Origin of the sequence: Thioclava sp. F36-7, from assembly GCF_002020075.1 — a bacterium.
GTDB classification, from domain to species: Bacteria; Pseudomonadota; Alphaproteobacteria; order Rhodobacterales; family Rhodobacteraceae; genus Thioclava; species Thioclava sediminum.
In genome coordinates this window covers 136,136-158,612 of sequence record NZ_MPZR01000002.1, presented here as the reverse complement: position 1 = coordinate 158,612, position 22,477 = coordinate 136,136, and the positions used below count along the sequence as shown (strand labels likewise).

The 22,477-nt window shown below is 63.4% G+C and carries 21 protein-coding genes and 1 tRNA gene; 9 read left to right on the top strand and 13 right to left on the bottom strand.

The window, feature by feature from the left end:
* Positions 1-35 precede the first annotated feature (35 nt).
* A complete protein-coding gene (locus tag BMI89_RS03645; RefSeq protein ID WP_078569875.1) occupies positions 36-524 on the top strand; it encodes a cupin domain-containing protein in 489 nt (162 codons plus the stop codon).
* Between the two features lie 16 nt (positions 525-540).
* Here the strand turns inward: BMI89_RS03645 and ychF are convergent, their stop codons facing one another.
* Positions 541-1,638, bottom strand: a complete 1,098-nt coding sequence (ychF, locus tag BMI89_RS03640) for a redox-regulated ATPase YchF (RefSeq protein ID WP_078569874.1) — start codon at positions 1,636-1,638, stop codon at positions 541-543.
* A gap of 115 nt (positions 1,639-1,753) precedes the next feature.
* On the opposite strand from ychF, the gene BMI89_RS03635 reads away from it, so the two are divergent.
* The gene (locus BMI89_RS03635) at positions 1,754-2,170 is read left to right on the top strand and encodes a VOC family protein (protein WP_078569873.1); all 417 of its coding nucleotides are present in this window, start codon (positions 1,754-1,756) and stop codon (positions 2,168-2,170) included.
* 104 nt (positions 2,171-2,274) lie between these two features.
* Complete coding sequence (gene trpA / locus BMI89_RS03630; protein ID WP_078522591.1) at positions 2,275-3,066, top strand: tryptophan synthase subunit alpha; 792 nt, start codon at positions 2,275-2,277, stop codon at positions 3,064-3,066.
* A 26-nt stretch (positions 3,067-3,092) separates the two neighbouring features.
* On the opposite strand, the gene BMI89_RS03625 is transcribed toward trpA, so the two are convergent.
* The gene (locus tag BMI89_RS03625; protein ID WP_078548792.1) at positions 3,093-3,887 is read right to left on the bottom strand and encodes an ABC transporter permease; all 795 of its coding nucleotides are present in this window, start codon (positions 3,885-3,887) and stop codon (positions 3,093-3,095) included.
* A gap of 220 nt (positions 3,888-4,107) precedes the next feature.
* Here BMI89_RS03625 and BMI89_RS03620 point away from each other — a divergent pair, with 220 nt between their 5' ends.
* Positions 4,108-4,710 carry a GcrA family cell cycle regulator gene (locus BMI89_RS03620; protein ID WP_078522589.1) on the top strand — a complete coding sequence of 201 codons (603 nt, stop codon included), beginning with the start codon at positions 4,108-4,110 and terminating at the stop codon, positions 4,708-4,710.
* Between the two features lie 69 nt (positions 4,711-4,779).
* Here the strand turns inward: BMI89_RS03620 and BMI89_RS03615 are convergent, their stop codons facing one another.
* Positions 4,780-6,051, bottom strand: coding sequence for an outer membrane protein transport protein (locus tag BMI89_RS03615; protein WP_078569872.1), 1,272 nt, complete (start codon positions 6,049-6,051; stop codon positions 4,780-4,782).
* A 234-nt stretch (positions 6,052-6,285) separates the two neighbouring features.
* Between BMI89_RS03615 and rimO the strand changes: the two genes are divergently transcribed.
* Together rimO and BMI89_RS03605 are read left to right on the top strand one after the other, a co-directional pair.
* Positions 6,286-7,671: a 30S ribosomal protein S12 methylthiotransferase RimO gene (gene rimO / locus BMI89_RS03610; protein WP_078548796.1), complete on the top strand. Its 1,386-nt coding sequence runs from the start codon at positions 6,286-6,288 to the stop codon at positions 7,669-7,671.
* Complete coding sequence (locus BMI89_RS03605) at positions 7,668-8,138, top strand: CAP domain-containing protein (protein WP_078569871.1); 471 nt, start codon at positions 7,668-7,670, stop codon at positions 8,136-8,138. Before rimO ends, BMI89_RS03605 begins: the two co-directional genes overlap by 4 nt.
* 3 nt (positions 8,139-8,141) lie before the next feature.
* Here the strand turns inward: BMI89_RS03605 and BMI89_RS03600 are convergent, their stop codons facing one another.
* The 3 genes from BMI89_RS03600 to BMI89_RS03590 all read right to left on the bottom strand — a co-directional run bounded on the left by BMI89_RS03600 (position 8,142) and on the right by BMI89_RS03590 (position 10,176).
* Positions 8,142-8,903 (bottom strand): ion channel, encoded by a 762-nt coding sequence (locus tag BMI89_RS03600; RefSeq protein WP_078542387.1) that lies wholly within the window; start codon positions 8,901-8,903, stop codon positions 8,142-8,144.
* Between the two features lie 112 nt (positions 8,904-9,015).
* Positions 9,016-9,567: a hypothetical protein gene (locus BMI89_RS03595; protein WP_078569870.1), complete on the bottom strand. Its 552-nt coding sequence runs from the start codon at positions 9,565-9,567 to the stop codon at positions 9,016-9,018.
* A gap of 276 nt (positions 9,568-9,843) precedes the next feature.
* A complete protein-coding gene (locus tag BMI89_RS03590; protein ID WP_078569869.1) occupies positions 9,844-10,176 on the bottom strand; it encodes a hypothetical protein in 333 nt (110 codons plus the stop codon).
* Positions 10,177-10,458: 282 nt separating this feature from the next.
* On the opposite strand from BMI89_RS03590, the gene ettA reads away from it, so the two are divergent.
* The 3 genes from ettA (at position 10,459) to BMI89_RS03575 (ending at position 13,710) form a co-directional block, all read left to right on the top strand.
* A complete protein-coding gene (gene ettA / locus BMI89_RS03585) occupies positions 10,459-12,114 on the top strand; it encodes an energy-dependent translational throttle protein EttA (protein WP_078569868.1) in 1,656 nt (551 codons plus the stop codon).
* Positions 12,115-12,181: 67 nt separating this feature from the next.
* Positions 12,182-12,772, top strand: coding sequence for a hypothetical protein (locus tag BMI89_RS03580; RefSeq protein ID WP_078569867.1), 591 nt, complete (start codon positions 12,182-12,184; stop codon positions 12,770-12,772).
* Positions 12,773-12,900: 128 nt separating this feature from the next.
* Positions 12,901-13,710: a division plane positioning ATPase MipZ gene (locus tag BMI89_RS03575; RefSeq protein WP_078522580.1), complete on the top strand. Its 810-nt coding sequence runs from the start codon at positions 12,901-12,903 to the stop codon at positions 13,708-13,710.
* 369 nt (positions 13,711-14,079) lie between these two features.
* Here the strand turns inward: BMI89_RS03575 and BMI89_RS03570 are convergent, their stop codons facing one another.
* The 7 genes from BMI89_RS03570 to BMI89_RS03540 form a co-directional block, all read right to left on the bottom strand.
* Positions 14,080-14,826, bottom strand: coding sequence for a VPLPA-CTERM sorting domain-containing protein (locus BMI89_RS03570; RefSeq protein ID WP_143593808.1), 747 nt, complete (start codon positions 14,824-14,826; stop codon positions 14,080-14,082).
* Positions 14,827-15,019: 193 nt separating this feature from the next.
* The gene (locus BMI89_RS03565) at positions 15,020-16,909 is read right to left on the bottom strand and encodes an acyl-CoA synthetase (RefSeq protein WP_078569865.1); all 1,890 of its coding nucleotides are present in this window, start codon (positions 16,907-16,909) and stop codon (positions 15,020-15,022) included.
* A gap of 170 nt (positions 16,910-17,079) precedes the next feature.
* On the bottom strand, positions 17,080-18,861 hold the full coding sequence (locus tag BMI89_RS03560; protein ID WP_078569864.1) for an ABC transporter transmembrane domain-containing protein: 1,782 nt from the start codon (positions 18,859-18,861) through the stop codon (positions 17,080-17,082).
* A gap of 127 nt (positions 18,862-18,988) precedes the next feature.
* Positions 18,989-19,070 (bottom strand) — tRNA-Leu (locus tag BMI89_RS03555).
* Between the two features lie 51 nt (positions 19,071-19,121).
* Entirely contained in the window at positions 19,122-19,898 is a 777-nt protein-coding gene (locus BMI89_RS03550; protein ID WP_078569863.1) for an enoyl-CoA hydratase-related protein, read from the bottom strand.
* A gap of 102 nt (positions 19,899-20,000) precedes the next feature.
* Positions 20,001-21,176: an acetyl-CoA C-acyltransferase gene (locus BMI89_RS03545; protein WP_078569862.1), complete on the bottom strand. Its 1,176-nt coding sequence runs from the start codon at positions 21,174-21,176 to the stop codon at positions 20,001-20,003.
* 8 nt (positions 21,177-21,184) lie between these two features.
* Complete coding sequence (locus tag BMI89_RS03540) at positions 21,185-22,477, bottom strand: ArgE/DapE family deacylase (RefSeq protein WP_078569861.1); 1,293 nt, start codon at positions 22,475-22,477, stop codon at positions 21,185-21,187.

Here is a 22,477-nt window from a genome sequence, read left to right as displayed (position 1 = left end):
CGGGGATATTTGGATCAAGGAGAAGGAGGGGCGCGATGAGCGAAGACCGGTATCTGATCCGGGCCGATGAGATCGCGGCGATGGAAGGGTTGGCCAAGACGCATTTCCTCAACCCGAACGCGCGGCGGATCAACAAGAGCCTTGGCGATGCGACGGGGCTGACCGGGATCGGGGTGCATATCATCGAAGTGGAGCCCGGCTGCGAGACCACCGAGTTTCACCGCCACCACCACGAGGACGAGGCGATCTTCGTCCTCAGCGGGGAGGCGACCGCGCGGATCGGCGAAGAGCGTCACGCGATCGGGCCGGGCGATTTCATCGGCTACCGCGCGGGCGGCGCGGCCCATACGGTCGAGAATACCGGGACGGAGATGTTGCGGCTGCTCGTGGTCGGGCAGCGCCTAACCCATGACGTGGGCGACTATCCCGACAAGGCCAAGCGGCTCTACCGCAATGCGGGAATGCCGTGGCAGATGGTGGATGCCGACGCGATCACGGAGGTCAAGGCGGGGGCGAAGAAGTAACGCCCCCAGCCGAGGTTCACGCGTTGAACAGGAAGTGCAGGACGTCGCCGTCCTTCACTTCGTAGGTCTTGCCCTCGACGCGGAACTTGCCCGCCTCTTTCGCGCCCGCTTCGCCCTTGTTGGCGACGTAGTCATCGTAGGAGACGGTCTCGGCGCGGATGAAGCCGCGTTCGAAATCGCCGTGGATGACGCCCGCCGCCGCCGGGGCCAGCGTGCCCTTGCGGATCGTCCAGGCGCGGGCCTCTTTCGGGCCGACTGTGAAATAGGTCTGCAGGCCCAGAAGGTCGTAGCCCGCGCGGATCAGCCGGTCGAGACCGGCCTCTTCCAGACCCATCTCTTCGAGGAACATCTCGGCTTCTTCGGCGTCGAGCTGCGAAATTTCCTCTTCGATCTTGGCCGAGATCACCACGGTGCCCGCGCCCTGCTCGGCGGCCATCTTCGCCACGGCCTCGGATTTCGAGTTGCCGGTTGCGGCGGAGCCTTCCTCGACATTGCAGACATAGAGAACCGGCTTGGCGGTCAGCAGCTGCAGCATGTTCCACGCCTTGCGGTCGTCCTCGGAGACTTCGACGGTGCGCGCGGGGCGACCAGCTTCCAGAGCCTCTTTCGCCTGATCCAGAAGGCGCATTGCCTCTTTCGCTTCCTTGTCACCGGATTTCACCTTGCGGGCGAGGTTCGCGATACGCTTCTCGAGGCTTTCGAGATCGGCGATCATCAGCTCGGTCTCGATGGTCTCGGCATCGGCCACCGGATCGACGCGGCCCTCCACATGGGTCACGTCGCCATCTTCAAAGCAGCGCAGCACATGGGCGATGGCATCAACTTCGCGGATATTGGCGAGGAACTGGTTGCCGAGGCCCTCCCCTTTCGAGGCGCCTTTCACGAGGCCCGCGATATCGACGAAGGTCATGCGGGTCGGGATGATCTCTTTCGAGCCTGCGATCTGGGCCAGCGTGTCGATCCGCTCATCGGGAACGGCAACTTCGCCGACATTCGGCTCGATCGTGCAGAAGGGGAAATTCGCCGCCTGCGCGGCCGCCGTTTTGGTCAGCGCGTTGAAGAGGGTGGATTTGCCCACGTTCGGCAGACCCACGATACCCATCTTGAAACCCATTTCGCCCTCCTGTTTGTGGCTGCGCGCTTCTTATTCATTGGCCGCCCCCGGTGCAAGCGCGCGCGAGGGCCGGAATCGTGATAGGCTGGCCTTCTTGTTCAGGGAGGTGACCGCGATGAGTTTCGAACCCTACATCCACTTTCAAGGAAACTGCGAAGAGGCGATGCGCTTCTATGCCGAACTCTTCGGCACCGAGCCGCCCTTCCTCATGCGCTATGGCGACATGCCCGAGGCCAGCGAAGGCATGAGCGAGGCAGGCAAGGCGCGGATCATGCATGCGCTGATCAAACTCGGCGATGGCGCGCTGATGGCCTCGGACTGGCCCGAGGGGCGCGATCGCCCGCAAAGCTCGGTCTCGATCTCGCATGTCTCGGAGAGCCGGGAGGCCGCGAAGGCGATCTTCGAGCGGCTGATGGACGGGGCCGAGGAGGTCATGATGCCCTTCGACGACACGTTCTGGGCCGACGGGTTCGGAATGCTGCGCGACCGTTTCGGAACGGCGTGGATGATCAACGGTCCGGCAAAGATGTAGGCGCGGGCCGTCTGGGACGTCGCTACAACACTAGACCGCGCGCGAGGCATTGATTTTCCCGCCCTCTTCGCGCAAACCGCTTCGGGACCAGCCGGAGGGACGCCATGACTCGCATCGACGCCAAATTCGCCAGCCTCAAGGAAGAGGGCAAGAAAGCCTTCGTCTCCTACATCATGGCGGGCGACCCGGATCTGGAAACCTCGCTCGAGGTGATGAAGGGGCTGCCGGCGGCAGGCGTCGATATCATCGAGCTGGGCGTGCCCTTCACCGATCCGATGGCCGACGGCCCGACGATCCAGCTGGCGGGCCAGCGCGCGCTCGACGGTGGGCAAACGCTGCAGAAGACGCTCGATATGGCGGCGGAGTTCCGCAAGACCGACGACACCACGCCGATCGTGCTGATGGGCTATTACAACCCGATCTATTCGCGCGGCGTCGATCGCTTCCTCGAAGACGCGAAGGCTGCCGGGATCGACGGGCTGATCGTGGTCGACCTGCCGCCCGAGGAAGATGTCGAGCTTTGCATCCCCGCGCAGGCTGCCGGGATCAACTTCATCCGCCTCGCGACGCCGACGACCGATGACAAGCGTCTGCCGAAGGTTCTGCAGAACACCTCGGGCTTCGTCTATTACGTCTCGGTGACGGGGATTACCGGCTCTCAGGCCGCGCAGGCGACCGAGGTCGGTCCGGAAGTCGCCCGGATCAAGGCGAAGACCGATCTGCCGGTGATCGTGGGGTTCGGCATCACCACCCCCGAGGCTGCCAAAACCATTGCAGGCGTGGCCGATGGCTGCGTCGTGGGCTCGGCCATCGTGAAAGAGATCGCCGAAGGCAAGCCGGTGGCGGAGGTGCTGGACTTCGTGAAGGGCCTCGCGGGCGGCGCGCATTCGGCCTGAACGGCCACGCGCCGCTTAAGCGCGGCTTAGGGCTTCATGCGATAGCCGATGCGCAGCCAGTACCAGCCGAGCCCCAGAACCACGACCAGCGCGGCGCAGATCACGGCCAATCCGTGCCACGGCGAGGCGTCTGACACGCCCAGGAACCCGAAGCGGGCCATGTCGATCAGGTAGAAGACCGGGTTGTAATGGGTCAGGATCTGGAAGGCCGGCGGCAGCGCCTTGGCCGAATAGAACGTGCCCGACAGGAACGACAGCGGCGTGATGATGAAGTTGGTGATCGCCGCCATCTGGTCGAACTTGTCGGCGAAGACGGCCGCCAGAATGCCCAGACCGCCAAGAAACGCTGCCCCCAGCACGACAGCCGCAATCGCCCAGAACGGATGCGCGATCCCCTGCCCCAGCACCGCGAACAGCCCGAGCCAGATCACCACGGCCACGATCAGCGCCCGCGCCACCGCGCCGGTCAGATACCCCACGAGGATTTCCCACGGCGCAAGCGGCGGCATCAGCGTGTCGACGATATTGCCCTGCACCTTCGCGATCACGATCGAGCTAGATGTGTTGGCAAAAGCGTTCTGGATCACCGTCATCATCAGGATGCCCGGCGCGATGAAATGCAGGAAATCGACACCCAGAACGTCGGCGCGGTTGCGCCCGAAGGCCAGCGCGAAGACGGTCAGGAACAGACCGGCGGTGATCAGCGGCGCCAGCACCGTCTGCTGCCAGACCGCGAGAAAGCGGCGAATCTCGCGCCACCCCAGCATCCGCAGGCCCATCCAGTTCACCGCGCCAAAACGGCGCACACCGATCTCGTACATCCTGATACTCCCGTTGTTGCCCGCTCCCTACACGCTCGCGGCCCGCATCTCAACGTAGCCCGCGCACAGCTGGTTTCCCGCTTGCGCACTGCTCCGGACGTCCTCGCGGGCCTTGAAAAGCGGGCCTCGCGATTGTATCTCTGCGCTCTCCCGCTAAAATAGGGATTGAAACTGGAATGGCCTGCAAGACGGACTTGCAGGAAACCAAGGAAGGATGCCCATGTCCTGGACCGATGAACGCGTCGAATTGCTCAAGAAGATGTGGACCGAAGGCCAGTCGGCCAGCCAGATCGCGAAAGAGCTGGGCGGTGTGACGCGCAACGCGGTGATCGGCAAGGTGCATCGCCTCGGCCTGTCGAACCGCACCGGCGGCGCAGCAGAGCCCGCGAAACCCGAGCCGAAAGCCAAGCCCGAGAAGGTCGAGGCGAAGGCCGAGAAGCCCGCCGCGCAGCCCGCAGCCGAGGCGCCCGAGCCCAAGCCCGCCGCGAAACCGGCAAGCCCCGCGCCCGCACAGGCTGCAACGCCCGCGGTCTCGCCGGCGCGCAAGGCGATCATCCCCGCCGGTCAGCCGCTTCCGCCGCAGCCCTCCGCCAACGAGATCGACCCGGCCGCGCTGGCCAAGGTCGGTGAGGTCGAGAAACACGCCAAGAAGCTTGGCCTGATGGAGCTGACCGAGCGCACCTGCAAATGGCCGATCGGCGACCCCGCGACCGAGGAATTCTGGTTCTGCGGCCTTCCGAGCCAATCCGGCAAACCCTATTGCGAAGCCCATGTCGGCGTCGCTTTCCAGCCGATGAGCTCGCGCCGCGACCGTCGCCGTTGAGGCAACCGCGATACGAATGACGAAGGGCGCCCCGCGAGGCGCCCTTTTTCTTTGGTTGATGGCCGAGGGTCAGAACCGCCGGGTCCAGCCCACCGAGGCCGAGAACTGATGCATGTCCAATTCGATATCGCCGCCGAACATGCCCGGCCCTTTGACCTTATGCGGCGCAACGTAGTTGATCGCGAAATCGAACGTGTCGCGCTCGTTGAGCTTCTTCGCCCCGCCGAAGCTGAAATGATGCTCGACCACACCGGGGGCGAGCACGCCCAGCATCACGTCCTCCTTGCCGATCGGGTTCGTCGCGTAGGCATAACCCGCGCGCCACGTCATGTCCGGCGTCTGCTGCCACTCCGCGCCGATCCGGAAGACATCCACATCGTCCCAGCCAAAGCCCGCGCCGCCCTTGGCCCCGAAAAGCCCGTTGGTATTGGAGTTCCCGACCGCAGCGATATTGCTGTAGAAGATCCGCTGGTAGTCCAGCATCAGCGCCAGATCGCTGCGCGGCTTGAAGGTGACGCCCGCGCTGATCGAGGCGGGAATGTCGAAACTGCCGCCATCCTCGAAAAGCCCGGCATATTTGTCGAATTTCGTCATCTTGAAGCGAGTCTGCCCCGCGACGCCTACCGTGACCTGCGGCGAAATCTCGTATTTCAGACCGGCGCGCAGGCCGAACCCAGTGGAGATATCGTAGCCGTTGTTCGAGAGGTTCCCCGGCGGTGGCTCGGAGAACATAGGGTTATCGAACATCGACAGACCACGCGCCGCAAAGCGCTGCACAGCGAATGTCGGCGCGATACCCCAGCTGAAATTTCCGTCCTTGCGCCCGTAGCCGACCGAAACGAAGAGCTGCATCAGATCGACGCCCGCCTTGCCATCGCAGAAGATGCCGGAGGTGCTCGGAGACATTGGCCCGCAGTTCGGGTTCGCAACATCGGGATAGCTCGTATTCATCCCGCCATTGCCATAGACCATGACATTCAGCGCGCCGCCGCCTTCCAGCGGGCGGTTATAGCCGAAATTCGGGATCGCGAACCAGTCGTGCCCCGACTCCGCCCCACCGTCAGGCAACGGATAGGCTCCAGTCGAGTCGAACCCCCTCCGCGGCGAGAACGCCTCGAGCCCGAAGGTCATCGCGTGGCCGATATCGGCGATATTCGCGGGGTTGATCGCCGCTGACATCGGGTCGACCGAATAAGCCACCCCGGCCCCGCCGACGCCGCGCTGCGCGGGTCCGTAGGCAAGGGCGAAGTAGCCCTCGGTCGCGCTGGCGACGCCCGGAACGCCCAACGCGAGGCACAGCGAAACCAGCCCCGCAAAACGGGGTAATTCAAACTTCTTCATAAGTTTCCTCCCTCTGAGCCGGTTTGTCGCGCAGGCAGGCTCTCCCTTCCCGACCACGCTTCGGCTGTGCCGTTTCGAAAACAGCTTCAAATATTCAACTTTAAATATACCTGATCTGGCAAGCGTTTTCTCGTCCGGCGCGAGTAGGGCCGAAATGCAGCCCAATCCATCACGAATGCCGCTCATAGCGCGGGGGGCTTTTCGGAACGCTCTGCAAGGGCTATATCGCGCGCCATGAGCACAAACCCTCCGAACCTGCGTCCCGATCTCGCGCCCCGCGCGCGCATCTCGGATGCCCCCCGCCCCGGTCAGCCGCTGATCGGGATGGTCTCGCTTGGCTGCCCCAAGGCACTGGTCGACAGCGAACGCATCCTGACGCGGCTGCGCGCCGAGGGCTACGCGATCTCGCCCGATTACGCGGGCGCGGATGCGGTGATCGTGAATACCTGCGGGTTTCTCGACAGCGCCAAGGCGGAAAGCCTCGAGGCCATCGGCGAGGCGCTGAATGAAAACGGCCGGGTCATCGTGACCGGCTGTCTGGGCGCAGAGCCCGAATACATCACCGGCACGCACCCTTCCGTGCTCGCCGTGACCGGCCCGCATCAATACGAGCAGGTGCTGGACGCGGTCCATGCCGCCGTGCCGCCCGATCCCGATCCCTTCGTCGATCTTCTGCCCGCCGCCGGCGTGAAGCTGACGCCGCGCCATTACAGCTACCTGAAGATTTCCGAGGGCTGTAACCACAAGTGCAAGTTCTGCATCATCCCCGACATGCGCGGCCGCCTCGTCAGCCGCCCGGCCCATGCGATCGTGCGCGAGGCCGAGAAACTGGTCAGCGCGGGCGTGCGCGAATTGCTGGTGATCTCGCAGGACACGTCCGCTTACGGCGTCGATATCAAACACGCGGAGGAGCGGGGCCACCGCGCGCATATCACCGATCTCGCGCGGGATCTGGGCTCGCTCGGCGCTTGGGTGCGGCTGCATTACGTCTACCCCTACCCGCATGTGCGCAACCTGATCCCGCTGATGGCGGAGGCGCAGGAGAATGGCGGCGGCGTTCTGCCTTATCTGGATATTCCGTTCCAGCACGCCCACCCGGATGTGCTCAAGCGGATGGCGCGGCCCGCGGCCTCGGCCAAGACGCTCGACGAGATCGCGGCGTGGCGCGCGGCCTGCCCGGATATCACGCTGCGCTCGACCTTCATCGTGGGCTATCCCGGCGAGACCGAGGACGAGTTCCAATATCTGCTCGACTGGATGGACGAGGCGCAGCTCGACCGCGTCGGCTGCTTCCAATATGAAAACGTCGAGGGCGCGCGCTCCAACACCCTGCCCGATCACGTGCCTGACGAGGTGAAACAGGATCGTTGGAACCGCTTCATGGAGAAGGCGCAGGCGATTTCCGAGGCGAAGCTGCAAGCCAAGGTCGGCTCGGTGCAACAGGTCATCGTCGATGCGGTCGATGCCGAAGGCGCCACCTGCCGCACCAAGGCAGACGCGCCCGAGATCGACGGCAACCTGTTCATCGATGAGGATTTCGAGAATCTCAGCCCCGGTGATATCGTGACGGTCGAGGTCGATGAGGCCTCGGAATACGATCTCTGGGGAAGGCTCGTTTGATCCGCACACTCGCGCTGCTCGCATTGCTTCTCGGCCTGCTGCCCCTCGCGGCGCAAGCTGGCGAATGCGCCATCGATGCCGCCCAAGGTCGCGAGATTGCGCAGGCGACTTCGCAACAGCGGCAAGCTCAGGGGCTGAACGCGCTCGCGATGGATCCGCAATTGACGCAGGCCGCAGCAACGCAAGGCTGCGACATGGCCCGGCGCGGCTTCTTCGATCACAAGGGCTCGGACGGATCGACCCCGCTCAGGCGGGCGGCGAAGGCTGGCTTCCGCGCCTGCCTGATCGCCGAGAATGTCGCGATGGGCCAGCGCGATCCGGGCGAGGTGTTCGACGCCTGGATGCATTCGCCCGGCCATCGTCGCAATATCCTGCTGCGTGGGGTCACCCATATCGGCGTGGCAGTCGTGCCCCAGCGCGATGGCAAGGGCCCGTGGTATGTGATGGTGCTCGCGAAGCCCTGCTGAAGCTCAGGTCAGCCCTTCGGTGTCGATGTGGATCACCTCGCCGCAATGTTTGCAGTGGATCGCATCGGCGTCGTGCAGGCTCAGCCCGCAGGTCGGGCACTCATGGCGTACCTTCGTGGGCCGGAACAGCACCTGCGCGAGCCGCAAGAATAGCGTGACGCCGAAGATCATGATGGCGACCGAGATCATCCGCCCCCATTCGCCCTTGGGCGTGATATCCCCGAACCCCGTCGTCGTCAGCGTGGTCACGGTGAAATAGAGCGCGTCGGCATAGTTCGAAATCTGCGGATTGATCCGAACCTGCGTGGCATAGATCAACCCCGTCATCACGAAGAGGAACACGCCCAGATTGATCGCGGCGATGATGATTTCCTGATGATGGCGGAAGAATTTGAAGTCATGACGCAGCCGCGCCATGAGCTGATAGGTATGCAGCAATCGCAACGTCCGCAGGATCCGCAAGAAGCCCAGCCCCTCACCCGCGATCGGCGCGAGGAACGACCCGATCGCAATGATGTCGGCCCATGTCGCCGCACGGGTCCAAAAGCGGACCTTCTCGCCTGAGATCGCGTAGCGGGCGAGAAAATCCGCCACGATCACGACGCCGATCACCGCATCGATGACTTCAATCGTGACCGTGTGCGGGAAGAAGGAGGTGACGATGACGAAGAGGATCGTGGCAAGGTCGAAGGCCAGAAGCGCGTAGCGAAACGCATGGGCGCGGCGGGAATCCTCCTCGTAGTAATGGTGCAGCGTCTTGAGCATCGTCTCTCCCATCGTCTTCGCTCAGGGATACAGGCTTTGAACGCCCTGTCAAAGCGCATGAAAAAGGCGGCCCCGGAGGACCGCCCTTTTCGTGGAGACAGCTCATATCAGCTCATTGGGCGCTGGGCGCGAACAGCATCATCGCGGGCTGCGACGAGGCGCCTTGGGTCACGATGTAATTGGCGTCGCCGTAACGTCCGCGCTGCACGTCATGTTGGATGCGCTGGAGCTGGGCCACGGTGTAATCATCGGGGTTGAGCCCAAGCTGCTCGGCCATCTGGGTCTTGCCCGGCGTGGTCTCACCAAGGCCGGGACCGCCCAGCTGCCGGTCCGCGTGGCTGCGGTAATAGGCGAGCTTGGCGACATCGCCGTTACGGGCCGCGTGCAACATCTTCTGCAACTCACCCACCGAATATTGCGTGGGATCGACATTGTTCAGGCCGGGGAAGGTTTGCAGCTGCGCCGCGATCTGGGTCTTGCCTTGATTAGTGGCGTTGACGACCATCGACGACGCTTGGGGTTGCGGCGTCATCGAAGGGGCGATGACACCCAGATCCGTACCATTGTCGGCCCCGACTTGGGTCGTGGCGGCCGAGGCGATCCCGGCGGAGCCGGCAGCAAGGGCAAGCGCCGTGATGGCAGTGGTCAGAAGATTGCGGGTCATGATGAAATCCTTTCATCAGCAGGTTGATTTCCAGCGGCACCATCTGGCGCCGATGACCCCGACATATGAGCCCAATCATCGCACAAAAGGCCGTTTTGGCCCCGCCCCGTGTTCACTCAAACACATATACACAGGGAACTCTCATCCAATCCGGATTCCGTGAAGTGACTGGAATACAAAAGGAAATCTATTTTCTCGAAAGAAATGGGTACGATAGCCCGGACATAGAAACGGCCCCCAGAGGGGGCCGTTTTCGGTCAGAAGACTGCGTCGATCTTACGCGTCACGGCCCATCACGGGCTGCGGCGCCACGTCAACCGGCTGACGGTTGGTGTGGTTGATGACGAATTTTGCCTCTTCGCGGTTACCGTTACGCAGAGCGTTCTGGATGCGGAACAGTTCAGCGGTGGTGTATTCAGCCGGGTTCAGACCGAGTTGGGCTGCGATCTGCGCTTTGCCGGGGGTCACTTCACCAACAGCCGAGCCTTTGCTGGCCGAGGAGCTTTGCGACATCGACGGTGCGATGGAGCCGTAGCCGTCACCGCCGGCAGCGGCCAGCGAGGTGCTCAGGGCGAGGGCGAGGACCGAAGTCGTGATCAGCGTTTTCATTGTTACTCTCCTATACGAATACGCGTGTTGTGCTTCTCACCGAGAGCGAAGCGACAGGGGGAAGCGTCTGTGCCCTCGGCGATGAGTGGGATTTAGGACCGTTCGCATTCGCAGAAAACCATCCTTTTCACACACAGTTCTGCGCATTTGTGCACGTTGAAAAATGACAGTTAAACGACAGAAGCGGCAGGCTCGCCCGTAGGCCCCCGCCACGCCCCCTTTCCCTATGCCGGCTTTCCGCATAGAAGGCGCCCAAACCCCTTATTCCAAACGAGGTCGACCATGGCGTCCTATCAATATGTCTATCACATGGATGGTGTCTCGAAGACCTATCCGGGTGGCAAGAAATGCTTCGAAAACATCCGCCTGAATTTCCTTCCCGGCGTGAAGATCGGCGTCGTCGGCGTCAACGGCGCGGGTAAATCCACGCTGCTGCGCATCATGGCGGGAATCGACAAGGACTTCTCGGGCGAGGCCTGGGCCGCGAAAGGCGCGAAAGTCGGCTACCTCCCGCAGGAGCCCGATCTGGACCCGGCGCTGAACGTGCGCGGCAACGTCATGGAAGGCGTGGCCGCCAAGAAGGCCAAGCTGGAGCGTTTCAACGAGCTGGCGATGAACTACTCGGACGAGACCGCCGAGGAGATGGCCCAGTTGCAGGACGAGATCGACTCGGAAAACCTGTGGGATCTGGACAGCCAGGTCGACGTCGCGATGGAAGCCCTGCGCTGCCCGCCCGACGAGGCCGATGTCGAAACCCTTTCGGGCGGTGAGCGCCGCCGGGTCGCGCTGTGCAAGCTGCTCTTGGAAGCGCCCGACATGCTGCTGCTCGACGAACCGACCAACCACCTCGACGCGGAAACCATCGCCTGGCTGCAAAAGCACCTGATCGAGTACAAGGGCACGATCCTCTGCGTCACGCACGACCGTTACTTCCTCGACGACATCACTTCGTGGATCCTCGAACTCGAGCGCGGCCGCGGCATCCCCTATGAGGGCAACTACTCCGCATGGCTGGAGCAGAAAGCCAAGCGCCTCGAGCAGGAAGCCCGCGAGGACAAGGCCAAGCAGAAGGTCCTCGAGAAGGAACTTCAGTGGATCCGGGCCGGAGCCAAGGCGCGTCAGGCGAAGTCCAAAGCGCGTATCTCGGCCTATGAGAAGATGGCGGACCAGTCCGAGCGCGAGCGCGTCGGCAAGGCCCAGATCATCATCCCGAACGGCCCGCGTCTGGGCGGCAAGGTGATCGAGGTCGAGGGCATCTCGAAACATTACGGCGACAAGCAACTGATCGAGAACCTGTCCTTCTCGATCCCGCCGGGCGCCATCGTCGGCGTGATCGGTCCGAACGGTGCCGGTAAATCCACGCTGTTCCGCATGATCACCGGTCAGGACAAGCCGGACACCGGCGAGATCACCGTGGGCGACACGGTCAAGCTGGCCTATGTCGACCAGTCGCGCGACGCGCTGGATGCGAACAAGACCGTCTGGGAGGAAATCTCCGGCGGGGCCGAGTTGATCGAGCTGGGCGACGCGCAGGTCAACAGCCGTGCCTATTGCGGCGCGTTCAACTTCAAGGGCGGCGACCAGCAGAAGAAGGTGGGTCTCCTCTCGGGTGGTGAGCGCAACCGCGTCCACATGGCCAAACTGCTGAAAGAAGGCGGCAACGTGCTGCTGCTCGACGAACCGACGAACGATCTGGACGTCGAAACCCTGCAGGCACTGGAAGCCGCGATCGAAGACTTCGCCGGCAACGCGATCATCATCTCGCACGACCGCTTCTTCCTCGACCGCCTCTGCACCCACATCCTCGCCTTCGAGGGCGACGCCCATGTGGAATTCTTCGAGGGCAACTTCGAGGATTACGAGGAAGACAAGATCCGCCGTCTGGGTCCGGATGCCGTCGAGCCGAAGCGGGTGAAGTATAAGAAGTTCAGCCGGTAAGGCTGGACAAATTATTTTGCGACCTGTTCTCTGAAAGCCTAAACTGGCTTTCAGAGAACATAAATAAATGAAAAACTGGGTTACCGAAACTTTACGCGCTAATGACTTATCAGAGAAAGCCAAATTGGTCTCTGCCTCTGATAAAGCTATCAAGAAAATTGCGCATCAACCTATTTACGACGAGCAATCCTTCAAACGCTCTCTTCGACATAAGAGCAAGTTGACACAACTGCTCAATACTCATCTTCTCCTGAACCAAGTCGCGTCCGCATTTCTCATACAAAACTTAGAGAACTCAGCTGCCTTGAAGTTCGAACGCTGGGGGCTTGAGAAAAAGCTCGACTTGCTTCTCGCGCTTGGCGCTTGCCCTCCGATGATCACAGAAGTGATTAAGCAAATAAACTCTCTAAGGAACAAGGTCGCGCATGAGTTCGGCTACAAAATTGAAGCTATTGACTTAAAGAGAATTCATGAAAAGTTTCCTCGCGAATTCTGGAATGAACTAAATCAAGAGGTTTCTTTCAGCGAAACCATGTTCATAGTGACTTATATGTTTGAAGAAGACCGCCGCCAAAACGCTGAAGATTTGCTTCAAAAGCAAAAAGCCTTTGCTCGGTTGCGTGTTGCCTTGGATGGTTTCAACGAGAAAACCAGCTAAACCCCAACCAAAACCACACACCCCAGCCCCATCTCACCTCGCCCCTTGCGCGCCACCTTCCCCAGTTCCCGATTGCCATCTATAGTGTCTAGTAAGGGACAAGACACAAGACAAAGCGGGGATGGGACTTGGCGCATATCATCGTGATGGGCAACGAAAAGGGTGGGTCGGGGAAGTCCACCACCTCGATGCATGTGGCGACCGCCTTGGCGCGGATGGGTTGGAAAGTGGGGGCGCTCGATCTCGATCTGCGGCAGCGCAGTTTCGGGCGCTATGTCGAGAACCGGCTGGCCTATATGGATCGCGAGGGGCTCGACCTGCCCTGCCCCGATTATCGCGAACTGCCCGAAGTGGACGCCTCGACGCTGGGCCCGGGCGAGAACCCCTATGACCATCGCCTGTCGACCGCCGTGGCCGAGATGGAGCCGTCCTGCGACTTCATCCTGATCGACTGCCCCGGCTCGCATACGCGGCTGTCTCAGGTCGCGCATTCGCTGGCCGATACGCTGGTCACGCCGCTCAATGACAGTTTCATCGATTTCGACCTGTTGGCGCGGATCGACCCGGTGACGTCGAAGGTGATCGGCCCCTCGATCTATTCCGAGATGGTCTGGTCGGCGCGGCAGCTGCGCGCGAAGGCGGGGTTGAAGCCGATCGACTGGATCGTGCTGCGCAACCGCGTGGGCGCCCAGCAAATGCACAACAAGCGCAAGGTGGGCGCGGCGCTGGAGCAGCTCTCGAAGCGTATCGGCTTCCGCGTCTCGCCCGGCTTCTCCGAGCGGGTGATCTTCCGCGAGCTGTTCCCGCGTGGGCTGACGCTTCTGGACCTCAAGGATCTCGGCGTCGAGAGCCTCAACATCTCCAACGTGGCAGCCCGTCAGGAAGTGCGCGACCTGATGAAGGAGCTGGACCTGCCCGGCGTCGCGGTCGACTTCTGAGCCCCTCATAGGCCGCGACAGGCCCCTTGAGACAAACAAACGCCCGCTGGGAATGACCCTCGGGCGTTTCGTACTGGTACGGGTAGCTGACTAAAGCGCGTGCTTTTACTGAGGCTTCGGCATCTCAGCGAAAGGCGATACGCGTCTGCGGCACGGTGCGGGCATCGAGCCGAGTTCTTTCATCCGCAGGTCAATCCGATCCTCGCGGCGCTTGAAGAGGCGAAAAAGGGCAGCCAGACAGCGCATTTCGTGTCTCCTTTGTATCGACGCCGTTTTGGCGTCACCCTTCGAGATTTCCGGCCAATTGAGGCGCTTACGTGGCGGGCTGAGGATATGTCAGTGGCGTTGTCGGGACGCTTTCACGGCCTCTTACGCCGCGACAGGACCGTCGCAGTTTGCGATATCCACGCCATTACGGGCTTTGCGCGACCAGCCAAGCGCTACGAAAAGCCCTAGCCCCGCCAGCATCATCCAGACCGAGGCGGGAAGCGGCACCGTTGCGGGCGTCTCCACCATCATCGCAATGTCGTCGAGCGAGGCGTTCATATAGTAATAGCTCGTCTCGACATCGAACTGGATGCCCAGCGTCGACCCCACACCCGCCTGCAGATAACTGGTCAGATCGTAGCTCAGCGGCGTCGCGCCCTGGACCGCCGCGTCGCCCGGCTGGGTCGAGAAAATCTGCGAGATCACCGCGCCCGCATCGTCGATCAGGCTCACGCGGAACTGCTGATTGGGATCGTCGAAGCCCGACGCGTAGTGGTTCACGAGCTGATAGGTGAAGTTGAAACTTGCGCTGATCACCCGATCGGGGACCGTGAAGAACTGCGTCAGGGTCGAAATCCCGTAGCCGGTTTGCTCGTTCATCACGTCGTAACTGCCCGAGATCGGATCCACGCGGCGCGTCGGCCCGCGCGGATTGAACCGCCCGTTATTGATCTGGAAGTCCTCTGCATAGGAAGAGCTGGTCGAATTCCAGCCCGACAGATCGCCGGTCTCGAAATCCCCGTTGGTGATCAGATCGACCGTCACCGCCTGCGCGGCGGAGGCATAAAGGACGCTCGCCACCACAAGGGCGAGACAGCGTTTCGCAAAACTGGCAATCGGTAACAACATGACACGCTCGATCTCGATGGCGTCGCCCCGTTCTTGATGCGGGGACGACTTCGTTACCTTTCATTAACCATCGGAATCGGGACGCACTGGGGCTCCACCGGGGCAATTTCACGATGGGCCGCCATGATGTTTCCACAATCGAAACGCCGCCCCGGAGGGCGGCGCGATTGTTGCTAGCGATGCGAGAGGGAGGTTACCGGGCCCAATCCCACGGCACGGTGAACTCGCCCAGCTTATGGGCCAGCGCATCCTGATCGCAGTCTCCCGTGGTCGCCAGATGCGCCACCAGACCGCGCTTCTTGTCCTCGGTGACCGAGATGACATGCGCCTTGATGCCCGCCGTCTCCAGCTCGGCATTGAGCACCCGGATGATCGCCTTCTTGCGCAGGTCGGGCTTGAAGATCTTGCCCACCGCCGTCTTCGGCAGCTCGTCCATCACCTCGAGATGTTTGGGGACCGCGGCGCGCTCGTGGATATTGGCGCGCGCATGCTCCATCAGCTCCTCGTTGGTCACCTCGGCGTCGGCCACCAGCTCGACATAGGCGCAGGGCAGCTCGCCCGCGAAACTGTCGGGCTGACCGATCGCTCCCGCGAAGGCCACCGCCGGGTGGCTCAGCAGCGCGTCCTCGATCTCCGCCGGGTCGAGATTGTGCCCGCCGCGGATGATCAGGTCCTTCGCGCGGCCCGTGATCCAGAGATAGCCGTCCTCGTCGATACGGCCCAGATCGCCGGTACGCAGGAAACGCTCCTCGGCGAACAGGTCGTGGTTCTTGTCCGGCTCGGTATAGGTCGAGCCTTCGAAGACACCCGGATTGGCGACGCAGATCTCGCCAACCTCGTCGCGCGCGCATTCATCGAACGTGCCGTTGCGCTTCTTGAGAATGCGCACATGGGTGTAGGGCATCGGAATTCCGACCGAGCCCACCTTCTTCATCCCGTCCACCGGGTTGACCGACACCAGACAGGTCGCCTCTGTCAGGCCGTAGCCCTCCGCGATCTCGACCCCGGTCGCGGCCTTGAAGCGGTTATAAAGCTCGATCGGCAGCGGGGCCGAGCCCGAGAGCGCGATCCGCAGCGAGGAGATATCGGCATCGACCTTGCGCTGCACCATCGCGGACACAGCGGTCGGCACGGTGATCAGGAAGGTCACCTGCCAGCGCTCGATCAGCTTCCAGAAATTGTCGAACACGCCCTCCCCGCGATAGCCCGCAGGGGTCGGGAAGATGACATGCGCGCCGCTCGCGATGGCCGACATCAGGATCGGATAGGCCGCGAAGACATGGAACAGCGGCAGCGGGCACATCATCACGTCGTCTTGCTTGAACAAGAGCCGCCCGCCGAGCCAGCCGTTATAGATCATGCCGGAATATTTGTGCTGCGCGACCTTCGGCATGCCCGTCGTGCCGCCGGTGTGGAAGTAGGCCGCGACGCGATCCTCGTTGGGATCGTCGAACATCAGCCGGTCGCCGGGCATCTTGCTGGCTTCGCCGTTGAAGCTCATCACCTTCGCGTTGTGCTTCACCTCGGTCTTGGGGCGAATGAAGGGCACGATCCAGCTTTTCGGCGGCGAGAGGTAGCGATTGAGATCGACCTCCAGCACGGCCTCGACATTGGGCGCAAGGCGCACGGCTTCAGCCGCCTTCTGCGCCACGTCGGTCTTCGGGAACGCCTTCAGCGTCACCAGAACCTTCGCCTTGGTCTCGCGCAGGATCGCGCCGATCTGCTCGGCATCCAGAAGCGGGTTGATCGGGTTCACAATCCCGGCTGTAGCACCTGCCAGAAGCACCGTCGCGGTCTCGAGCGAGTTCGGCAGCAGATAGGCCACCGTGTCGGTCGGCCCCACGCCCAGATGGCGCAGCAGGTTCGCGGCCTGCGTGACCTTGCCGTGCAGTTGCGACCAGCTCAGCGTCTCCGCCTTATCGGTCGGGCCGGACATGATCTGGAATGACAGGGCCGGACGATCGCCATGGGCCTTGGCGGTCTCGCTCAGAAAGCCGTAAAGCGTTTCGGGGCGGTTGCGCGCCTCCCAGGGTTTCTCGGCCTCGACCGCATCACGGTCGGCAACTGTCGCGAATTTCTGCATTAGTCTCCTCCAGCGGCCGCCGCGTTCCTCCACTGACGGGCCATGCGCAGGATGCGGCAAAAGCGCCCGCCACGGCAAGAGTTACGCCACCGCCAAAACGTCACGTCACGCAAATTCTGACGTGGGGAAACAAGCGTCCGGGTTCAAGGTGCAAAGGCGCGAACGCCCCGTCACGCCCCTTCGGTGAATTGCAGCCTCGCGAGTTCGGCATAGAGACCGCCCTCGGAGACGAGGCTGTCATGCGTACCCTGCGCGACGATCTTGCCGTCCTCGAAGACGACGATCCGGTCGGCCTTCTTCACGGTGGCCAGACGGTGCGCCACGATCACCGTGGTGCGGGTCTTGGCCAGCTGATCGACGGCCGCCTGCACTTCGCGTTCGGAGGCTGCGTCCAGCGCCGAGGTCGCCTCGTCCAGCAGTAGGATCGGCGCGTCGCGCAGGATCGCCCGCGCAATCGCGATACGCTGTTTCTGACCGCCCGAGAGCATCACGCCGCGCTCGCCGACATAGGTATCGAACCCTTCTGGCAACGCTTCGAGAAAGTCATAGGCATGGGCCGCGCGGGCCGCTTCTTCGACTTCGCGATCGCTCGCATCGGGACGACCGAAGCGGATGTTTTCGCGCGCCGAAGCGGCGAAGACGACCGGGTCCTGCGGCACCAGCGCGATCGCCTGACGGAAATCGTGCCGCGCCATGTCGCGCAGGTCGTAGCCGTCGATCGTTACCTTGCCGGTCTCGGGATCCCAGAACCGCTGGATCAACTGCACGACGGTCGTCTTGCCCGCGCCCGAAGGCCCGACCAGCGCCACGGTCTCGCCCGGCGCGATGTCGAGATCGACATGATCGAGCGCGGAGGCCTGCGGCCGCGACGGGTAATGGAAGCTCACATCCTCGAACCGGATCGCGCCGGTTGCGGGCATCGGCAGCGGCACCGGATGCTCGGGGTCTTTCACCGAGTCCTCGCTTTGCAGCAGCTCCACGAGACGCTCGGTCGCGCCTGCGGCTCGCTGCAATTCGGACCAGATTTCCGACAGCGCGCCGACAGAGCCCGCCACCATCACCGCGTAGATCACGAATTGCACCAGCTCGCCCACGCTCATCTCGCCGCCGCGCACGTCGCGCGCGCCGATCCACAGCACGCCGACGACGCCTGCGAAGACGAGGAAGATCACGATCACGGTCATCACCGCGCGCGTGCCGATCCGCTTCTTGGCGGACTGGTAAGCTTTCTCGGTGACGTCGGAGAATTTCTCGCGGGTGATCGCCTCATGGGTAAAGGCCTGCACGGTCTGAGCCGCCAGAAGCGACTCCGAGGCCGAGCCCGACGAATTCGCGATCCAGTCCTGGTTCTCGCGGCCCAGCACCCGCAGGCGGCGGCCCAGAACCACGATGGGAACCACGACCACCGGCACCACCAGCAGCACCAGCCCGGTCAGCTTGGCCGAGGTGAACATCAACATGATCAACCCGCCGATCAGGATCAGCACGTTGCGCAGCGCCACCGAGACGGAGGACCCGATCACCGAGAGGATCAGCGTCGTGTCGGTGGTGATGCGGCTGATGATCTCGCCGGTCAGGATGCGCTCGAAGAAGGCGGGGCTCATCGAGATCACCCGGTCGAACACCGCCTTGCGGATATCGGCCACGACCCGTTCGCCAAAGCGCGTGACGAGGTAGTAACGCAGGCCCGTCCCGAGCGCGAGCAGCCCGGCGATGACCAGAGCCGCGAAGAAATACTGATCGAGCAGCGCCGCGCCCTTCTGGAACCCGTCCACCACGCGGCGCACCGCGAGCGGCAGGATCAGCGAGATCGAGGCGGTGGCGATCAGCGCCAGCAACGCTCCGAAGGCAAGTCCCTTGTAAGGTGCGATAAAGGGGCCGAGCCCCTTGAGCGCGCCGATCTTCTTCGTCTTCGGCCGGTCATCGGCCGGTCCCGTCGGTCTGCGAGCCATGAATTCCCCCTTGCTTGACGACGGGTTTAGGCGGCGGGGGCATTGCGGGCAAGCCTCGATTGGCCAAGCCTGCGGCACGCCCATGCCCGGACGGCCTCACGATAGCTCACATTTTCGCCGAAAAGGCTACGGGCGGCCGGACTCGAACCGGCACGGGCAATGCCCAAGGGATTTTAAGTCCCGTGCGTCTACCATTTCGCCACGCCCGCAGCGCGCTCTGGCTAGCGCGGGCGCGGCGACTTGGCAAGGCCGCGAGGCGCTCAGCGCCCCTCGAATTTCGGCGCGCGCTTCTCGAGGAACGCGGTCACGCCTTCGCGGAAATCATGGCTCTGGCCGAGGCCGCCCTGAAGCTCCGCTTCCAGTTCCAACTGGGTCGACAGATCGTTGCTGTAGCCCTCGCGCAGCGAGCGCTTCACGGCGCGATAGGCCGCCGTCGGGCCATTGGCCAAATGCGCCGCGCGGGCGCGCCAGTGATGGTCGAAATCGACCTCCGCGATCGCTTCCCAGATCATGCCCCAATCGGCCGCCTGCCGCGCCGAGATCTTGTCGGCGAACAGCGCCATGCCCATCGCGCGGGCAAAGCCCACCTGACGCGGCAGCCAATAGGTGCCGCCCGCATCCGGCATCAGTCCGATCCGCGTGAAGGCCTGAATGAAGCTCGCCGCTTCGGACGCGATCACCACATCCGCAGCCAGTGCGATATTCGCCCCCGCCCCTGCCGCAGGCCCGTTCACTGCGGAGACTACCGGCAGCGGGCTCTCGTAGATCGCCTTGAGCATCGGCTCGTATTCGTCGCGCAGCACCCGCTCCAGATCGAGCCCCGCCGCCGAGACGCCATCGCCCAGATCCTGCCCCGAGCAGAAGGCCCGGCCCGCACCGGTCAGCACGATCACGCGTGCCTCTTCCTCGGCGCGTTTCACCGCCTCGAGGATTTCCGCGCGCATCTGCGCGTTGAGCGCGTTCATCACATCGGGCCGATTGAGCGTGATCACCGCGACCTGCTCTTCGACCTCGTACCGGATAACCTTGAACACCATCTGGAAAACGCGCCTCCCTCTTTGTCGCGCGCCCACGATAACGCGGGTCACGCGAAGGGAAAGCGGAACGGGGCGTCACGAAGGACGCCCGCCTCGTTTTCTTCAGAAGATCTCAAACAGGCCCGCAGCCCCCTGCCCGCCGCCGATGCACATCGACACGACGCCATAGCGCGCGCCGCGACGTTTGCCTTCCAGCAGGATATGGCCCGCCATGCGCGCGCCCGACATGCCATAGGGATGGCCAATCGAGATCGCGCCGCCATTGACGTTGAGCTTGTCGTCGGGAATGCCCAGCCGGTCGCGGCAATAGAGGAGCTGCGAGGCGAAGGCCTCGTTGATCTCCCACAGGTCGATATCGTCGATGGAAAGCCCCGCGCGCTCCAGCAGACGCGGGATCGCGAAGACCGGGCCGATGCCCATCTCGTCGGGCGCACAGCCCGCAACTGCCATGCCCCGGAACGCGCACAGCGGCTCCAGCCCGCGCCGCGCGGCTTCCTCTGCGGACATCACCACGCAGGCGGATGCACCGTCGGAGAGCTGGCTCGCATTGCCTGCGGTCACGCATTTGTCGGAGCCCAGAACCGGCTTGAGCCCTTGAAGCCCCTCCAGCGTGGTCTGCGGACGGTTGCACTCGTCGCGCTCGAGCCGCACCGACTGTTCCGAGACGTCGCCCGTGGCCTTGTCTTTCACCAGCTTCACCGCCTCGACCGGCACGATCTCGGCATCGAAGCGGCCCGCCTCCTGCGCGGCGGCGGTGCGCATCTGGCTTTGCAACGCGTAGATGTCCTGCGCTTCGCGGGTCACGCCATAGCGTTCCGCCACGACCTCCGCCGTCTCGATCATCGACATGTAATAGGCGTCGGGCACACCGGGGCTGCGATAGCGATAGCCGTTCCAATGTTCGTTCTGCACCAGCGAGATCGAGTCGAGCCCGCCCGCAAGCGCCACGTCCATCTCGCCCGTCATCACGCCATGGGCAGCCGCCGCGATCGCGTTGAGCCCCGAGGCGCATTGACGGTCCAGCGTGACGCCCGCCACGGAGTCGGGCAGGCCCGAAGCCTGCGCGATATGGCGCGCCACGTTGACGCCTGTGGAGCCCTGCGTGAGGGCGGAGCCGAAGATCGCATCGGCGATCTCGCCGCCTTCGAGCCCGGCTCGGGAAACGGCCGCGCGCACGGCATGGGCGGCCAGCGCCGGACCTTCGAGATTGTTGAACGCCCCGCGATAGGCCTTGCCGATCGGCGTGCGGGCGGTGGAGACGATGACAGCGTCGCGCATGGGAATCCTCAGATGGTTTCGAGTCCGCACCAGTCCGCGATGAACAGGGCGGTGCTCTGGGTGATGCGACGGATGCTTTCCAGCTCGACGCGCTCGTTGAAGCCGTGGATCGCCTCGGCGCGCGGCCCGTAGACCAGCGCGGGCGTGTCGGCATAGAGCCCGAAGAAGCGGGCATCGGTGGTCGCGGTGATCGCCACGCGGTCGAGATCGCTCTCGTTGACGCTGCGATGCGCGCCTTCGAGAGCACCGATCGCCGCCTTCGCGGTGGCGGAGTGGTCGTCGGAAAGCGCGTAGCCCTCGGCCATGAAGCCGTGCCAGACGATCTCGGGCAGCGAGTTCTTCAGGAAGGCGTTGGAGCGCGCGGCATCCATGATGGTCTCGGTGATCTCGGCGCGCGCGGCGGCAATATCTTGGCCCGGATAGATCGCGATGCGCATGTCGAAGATGCACCAGGCCGGGACAGAGGACGCCCAGTCGCCGCCCTGAATCTTGCCAATATTGAGGTTGATCGGGTGATGGACATGGCCGAAATCACCGTGCCGACAGCCCGGTGCATTCCAGCGTTCTTCCAGCCCGTGCAGCGCCTCGATCAGCGGGATCGCGGCCTCGATCGCATTGGCGCCGGTGCCAGCATAGGCCACATGCGTGGGCAGACCTTTCAGGTGCACCTGTGCCCAGACCACGCCGAGCTGTGCGCCGACCAGCTTTTCCTCGAACGGTTCGGGGATCAGCGCGGCGTCGGCGCGGTAGCCCCGCTCAAGGCAGGCCAGCGCGCCGTTGCCGGTGCATTCCTCTTCCACGACGGATTGAAAGAACACATCCGCGCTGGGGGCGAAGCCCGCCTTGCGCAGCGCATCGAGCGCGAAGAGGTTCGACACCAGCCCCGCCTTCATGTCGCCCGCACCGCGCCCGTAAAGCCAGCCATCGGCGACATGCGGCTCGAAGGGCGGCGCGTCCCACATGTCCAGCGGGCCCGCAGGCACCACGTCGATATGACCGTTGAGGATCAGCGAGCGCCCCTTGCGCGATTGGCTGCGATGGGTGGCCACCACGTTCACCGCGTCCTCGTAATCGCCCATCACGGGCGAGAAGCCCGGCATGTCGCGGATCTTGTCGACGTCGATCTGCCAGCGGTCCACCTCGTAGCCGCGCTCATCGAGGGCGGCGGCCACGAAGTCCTGCGCGCTCTGCTCCTGCCCACGGGTGGACGGGTGCGCGGTCAGCTCGGAGAGAAACGCGGTCTCGTCGTCGAATGCGGCATCGACCGCCGAGAGGATGCGGGTTTTCAGCTCGGTATCCAT